Here is a 4,667-nt window from a genome sequence, read left to right as displayed (position 1 = left end):
ATCATTGACAAATGTACACCTTTTCTGCCTTCAAAGTACCGATATACTTTATTTTAGCGACTTTAGTATATCAGATAAACATGTCTTTTTTTGTTGCACCTCATTTTACAACGGGGGTTAAAAATAATATTTGATTTTTATTATTTTTATATTCAACAAAAATATTTCCAGTTTTGGTTTCAATATTTTTTTCCATTTTATATTTCCTCAAAATATTATTTCTTTTTTAGTTTGCCACTGACCCTCATAAATGCCATTGTAGAAATCTTAGGATATCCTCAAAAACAAGTTCTTGATAAAGCATTCATTTTTTTAATAATGGAATATTATGACTTGTTTTTCGACATTTACTTCTGCCTCGACACCAAAAGGAATAATACATCTCGGCGTTGCATGACCAACATTCACATTATAAACAATGGATAACTCTTTATCCGAAAGTTCTTCTAACAAGATTGATTTATACTCCTCATAATATGTTTCATTTTGTGGTTTTCCTACCAAAATACCCGTAAGTGCATCAAATATGCCATAATCTTTCAATGCTTGAATCATCTTCCTAAATAATTCAGGTGTCGGTTTCTCTTCGCTAGTTTCTAAAAGTAACATTTTTCCTTTCCAATCTTCTAATTTTGGAAATAAATTATATGTTGTACACAAGGAAACTGTATCCGCAAATCTAGAGTTATCAAAAATATCATACATTGACTCTAAACAACCGCCCAAAATCTTTCCTTTAAATATCGGTTGACCTTTTAATAATTTAAAACCATTATTTTGGTAGCTGTTCATCTCTGTTCCAACTGCATTTTCACTAAAATCTTCTCGTTCTTGATACCAGAAATCGCTTGGATGTATCTCCTTAATTTCTCCTGTACGAATCAATTCTTCAAAATATTGCTTAGTATATGGTAACATTTCTTTAGAAAGCTCACATACATCCGATAAAAATGATTGCCCATAAAAGGTCTTAATCCCAACTTTATGCAACATAAAATGATTCATTGTCGTATCCGAGAAGCCTAAAAATATTTTCTGTTTAACCACCTTTTTTAGCTCATCATTTTCAAAAAGATATGGCAATAATCTATAGGTATCCTCACCACCGATTGCACACAAAATCATATCAATCGAATCGTCAATAAAGGCTGTCAATAAATCTTGAGCTCTGCATTCAGGATGATATTTTATAAATTCGGTACCTTTAAGGGCATTAGGTAAAAATTCAACTTCAATACCATATTGTTTCAATCTACTTAATCCGATATTCAGTTCGTGTTTCATAAAATTTTCTCCCAGGATACCACTGGATAAACTCACAACACCAATTTTTTTGATTCTCATACTTCCTCCTTATACTGATGTAGTGCTTACAACACTTATTATCCTAGTTTTAAACTTTTGTAGAAGCTTTAAAATCCTTATATTTACTTGACTATTTGCCTGTGTTATTTTTTAGACACGAAACCAACAAGAAAGATCATAAGTTTTTCAATGGTTATAGTACCTCATTGATCCTTGTCTGAGTAATTTATTTTCTATGTAAACTTGTGTTTTATTTATTTTCAACTTTCCATTCATTTTCTTCTCGCCAATCAGGGTTTCTTCTATCTTGAACCAAGATACGACTTCCATCATAAACCATACACATATTTGTCAAAATACAAACTTCTTCTCTTGCCATCTCTTACCCTCTCATTGTTAAATCTTTCTTATTGAATGCTATTACATTCATCCAACTCCTCACTTTCAATGGCTCGATAACCTTCTCTTGATTATATCATAATAGATAACGGTTACATTAGAGTTTTTGATGTTTCCTTTTCCTCAGAAATAAAAAAGACCCTAAAGGTCTTTTTATTAATCTAGATTTTCGTAGGGTGTTCGATAGCCGATTTGTACTAATTGCCCATCTTTGATTAAAATAGGGCGTTTTATGAGCATGCCATCGGTTGCGAGAAGCTCTGCTGCTTGAGTGGCATCCATTGTGTCAACTTTGTCTTTTAGTCCCAATTCTCGGTAGCGTTGGCCACTGGTGTTGAAAAACTGTTTTAATCGACCATCAGACTGAGCCATCCATGCTTTAAGCTGCTCAGCTTTTGGAGGGTTCTCTTTAATATCAATGACCTCAAACTGATCCGTGTGATGTTTTAGGTCTGCTATGGCTTTTTTACAAGTGGTGCATTTTGGGTAGTGATATAGTGTAAACATCAGTGACTCCTTATCTTCTTAACATCAATTGCCGTAGCGGCTATCCTCATCAATGATTTGGTAATCAGCTTTTTCATGATCTGCCTTTTGTTTTTGGTAAGCAAGACGCACACCGCTAAGAGGCACCTTACCACAGTAAACATAGCCTAGTTTTTCAAGCAAGTGTTGCATCGCTTTGTTTTCAGGATGGGTATCACAGCGAAAATCTGTTTCATCAATCCCTTCGATGAGGCCTTGCAAAAAGGTCTGACCAATTTTTTGATTTTGAAGGTCTTTGGATACAGCGATGCGATGAAAGGTCATGTATTCTTTGTTCTTAGTCTGCCACTGACCCTCATAAATGGCATTGTAGGCCTCTTCATTGCCATAAATCGCTGCCGCATAAGCTATGATATCTCCCATTTCATTAAGAGCTACGTAACCTTGACCTCTTAGGATATCCTCAAAAATGAGCTCTTGGTTGGGGTAACCATCTTGCCATTGATCGCTTCCATAAGCAGCTATTACTTCTTTGGCTCCTTCGATAACAGCCATTACTTGTGACACTTCGTTGGGAAAAGCTAGTCTGATTTCCATATGATTTCCATCCTTTTAATGATATATTTGGTGTTTCTTTTCAAAGGCAGCCATAAAATCAATTAAGGCGTGTACCCCTTCTATTGGAAAAGCGTTGTATAAGCTAGCGCGTATCCCGCCAAAACTACTGTGACCTTTCAGATGTTTGAGGCCACAGGCATCAGCTGCCTCGATAAAGGCAGCATCTAGTGCTCTGTTAGGTGTCTTAAACACAACATTCGTCATAGAGCGCTCCTTGGAATATTTGAGAGGGCTTTGATAAAAACTAGATTGGTCAATAGCATCATAGAGCAACAAGGCTTTCTTACGGTTGCGCTCAGCCATGACCTCTACTCCTCCCAAATCCCTCAACCACTCAAGAACTAGTTTGGTGATGTAAATGCTATAAACGGGGGGAGTGTTGTAACGAGAGCCTGCCTCTGCTTGTATCCGATAATCTAACATGCTAGATAGTGTTGGTAACGTGTTGATAAGATCTTCTCGGATGATGACCACCGTCACTCCAGCAGGGCCTAAATTTTTTTGGGCCCCTGCGTAAATCATCCCAAACTGCTCGACCTGATACGGTACCGCTAAAATGTTAGAAGACATGTCAACCACAATAGGCACACCGTTTGTATCTGGCAGATCGTATAGACTGGTCCCCTCAACGGTATTATTGGTGGTTAAGTGAACATAGGCCGCACTCGCGTCAATTTTTTTAGCATCAAACTGTGGTAGCTGATCAAAATGACTCTCCTCTGATGAGGCTAATAATAGCGGTTCGAAGGGAAGGGTCTGAGATAGCTTAACAGCTTCAGCATATGCTTTTTTGCCCCAGATGCCAGCCACATGATAATATGCTTTTTTTCCTTGTGCCAAATTCAACGGCACCATACTAAATTGAGTTGATGCACCACCTTGTAAAAAAAGCACTCGGTACTGATCAGGAATCCCCATGATTGTTCTAAGCAGGCGCTCAGTCTCTGTGATAAGCACTCCAAAAGTCTCGGAACGATGTGACAGTTCCAGGACACTCATGCCTGTAGACTGATAATTTAATAGCTCTGACTGTGCCTTTTCAAGCACAGCTTTTGGCAAAGTAGCGGGGCCTGCTGAAAAATTATAACTGGTCACCTCAATACCTCCCTCTAACACTACGAGTATAGCATGTTTTGCCATTTTCTACAAAGACTATTTTACCATATGGACCTAAGCGCATGGTATAATAAAAACGAAAGGAGTTCTATCAATGATTAAAGAATTTTGCGCTGAAAATCTCACTGAACTTGCTCAGTTGACAGCTGATCAGGTCAGCCGCGTGGAGCTATGTGACAATCTAGCTGTTGGCGGTACTACCCCTTCTTATGGCGTTATCAAAGAAGCCTGTAAACTCTTGCACGAACAAAAAATCAGTGTGGCAACCATGATTCGTCCACGAGGCGGTGATTTTGTCTATAACGACAGAGAGCTTTTAGCCATGGAAGAAGACATCCTTAAGGCTATCGAAGCAGGAAGCGACGCCTTGGTTCTAGGATTGTTAACAGCTGATCATCAGCTTGATACCGATGCCATTGAACAGCTCCTGCCTGCCACACAAGGGCTACCCCTTGTCTTTCACATGGCTTTTGACCAGATTCCAGAAAAAGACCAGGTAGAAAGCCTTGAGCAACTAATCGCTTATGGTTTTGAGAGAATTCTCCTACATGGGGCACCCTCTAAAAACAACATTTATGACAACGTCACACGGATTAAAACCCTTGTTGCCTTGGCAGATGACCGTATTGAAATCATGATTGGTGGTGGTGTGACAGCAGAAAACTGCCATGAACTAAGCCAGCTAACTGGTACAAAAATCGTCCACGGGACACGAATCATCTAAATCAAAAACAGACTAGTAG

General features: G+C 38.4%; 5 protein-coding genes and 1 pseudogene. 1 reads left to right on the top strand and 5 read right to left on the bottom strand.

Translation table 11 applies throughout. The annotated features are described in order from the left end of the window. Window positions 1-312: 312 nt before the first annotated feature. The 5 genes and pseudogenes from AKK44_RS07325 to serC all read right to left on the bottom strand — a co-directional run bounded on the left by AKK44_RS07325 (window position 313) and on the right by serC (window position 3,903). Window positions 313-1,344: a S66 family peptidase gene (locus AKK44_RS07325; protein WP_054279142.1), complete on the bottom strand. Its 1,032-nt coding sequence runs from the start codon at window positions 1,342-1,344 to the stop codon at window positions 313-315. Window positions 1,345-1,591: 247 nt separating this feature from the next. Then, window positions 1,592-1,684, bottom strand: a pseudogene (locus AKK44_RS09340) (DNA mismatch repair protein MutT); the annotation flags it as partial. A gap of 176 nt (window positions 1,685-1,860) precedes the next feature. Then, complete coding sequence (locus AKK44_RS07320; protein WP_054279141.1) at window positions 1,861-2,211, bottom strand: arsenate reductase family protein; 351 nt, start codon at window positions 2,209-2,211, stop codon at window positions 1,861-1,863. A 24-nt stretch (window positions 2,212-2,235) separates the two neighbouring features. Beyond that, a complete protein-coding gene (locus tag AKK44_RS07315; RefSeq protein WP_054279140.1) occupies window positions 2,236-2,787 on the bottom strand; it encodes a GNAT family N-acetyltransferase in 552 nt (183 codons plus the stop codon). A 15-nt stretch (window positions 2,788-2,802) separates the two neighbouring features. After that, window positions 2,803-3,903 carry a 3-phosphoserine/phosphohydroxythreonine transaminase gene (gene serC, locus AKK44_RS07310; protein WP_054279143.1) on the bottom strand — a complete coding sequence of 367 codons (1,101 nt, stop codon included), beginning with the start codon at window positions 3,901-3,903 and terminating at the stop codon, window positions 2,803-2,805. Between the two features lie 115 nt (window positions 3,904-4,018). On the opposite strand from serC, the gene AKK44_RS07305 reads away from it, so the two are divergent. Continuing rightward, a complete protein-coding gene (locus tag AKK44_RS07305; protein WP_054279139.1) occupies window positions 4,019-4,648 on the top strand; it encodes a copper homeostasis protein CutC in 630 nt (209 codons plus the stop codon). Window positions 4,649-4,667 lie beyond the last annotated feature (19 nt).

The sequence above is a fragment of the Streptococcus phocae genome, assembly GCF_001302265.1.
Classification (GTDB): domain Bacteria; phylum Bacillota; class Bacilli; order Lactobacillales; family Streptococcaceae; genus Streptococcus; species Streptococcus phocae.
This window is presented reverse-complemented; position numbering and strand designations above follow the sequence as displayed.

Coding starts and splice junctions, on each gene's coding strand:
- AKK44_RS07315 (WP_054279140.1), bottom strand. CDS start 2,787: ATGGAAATCAGACTAGCTTTTCCCAACGAAGTGTCACAAGTAATGGCT.
- AKK44_RS07305 (WP_054279139.1), top strand. CDS start 4,019: ATGATTAAAGAATTTTGCGCTGAAAATCTCACTGAACTTGCTCAGTTG.
- AKK44_RS07320 (WP_054279141.1), bottom strand. CDS start 2,211: ATGTTTACACTATATCACTACCCAAAATGCACCACTTGTAAAAAAGCC.
- AKK44_RS07325 (WP_054279142.1), bottom strand. CDS start 1,344: ATGAGAATCAAAAAAATTGGTGTTGTGAGTTTATCCAGTGGTATCCTG.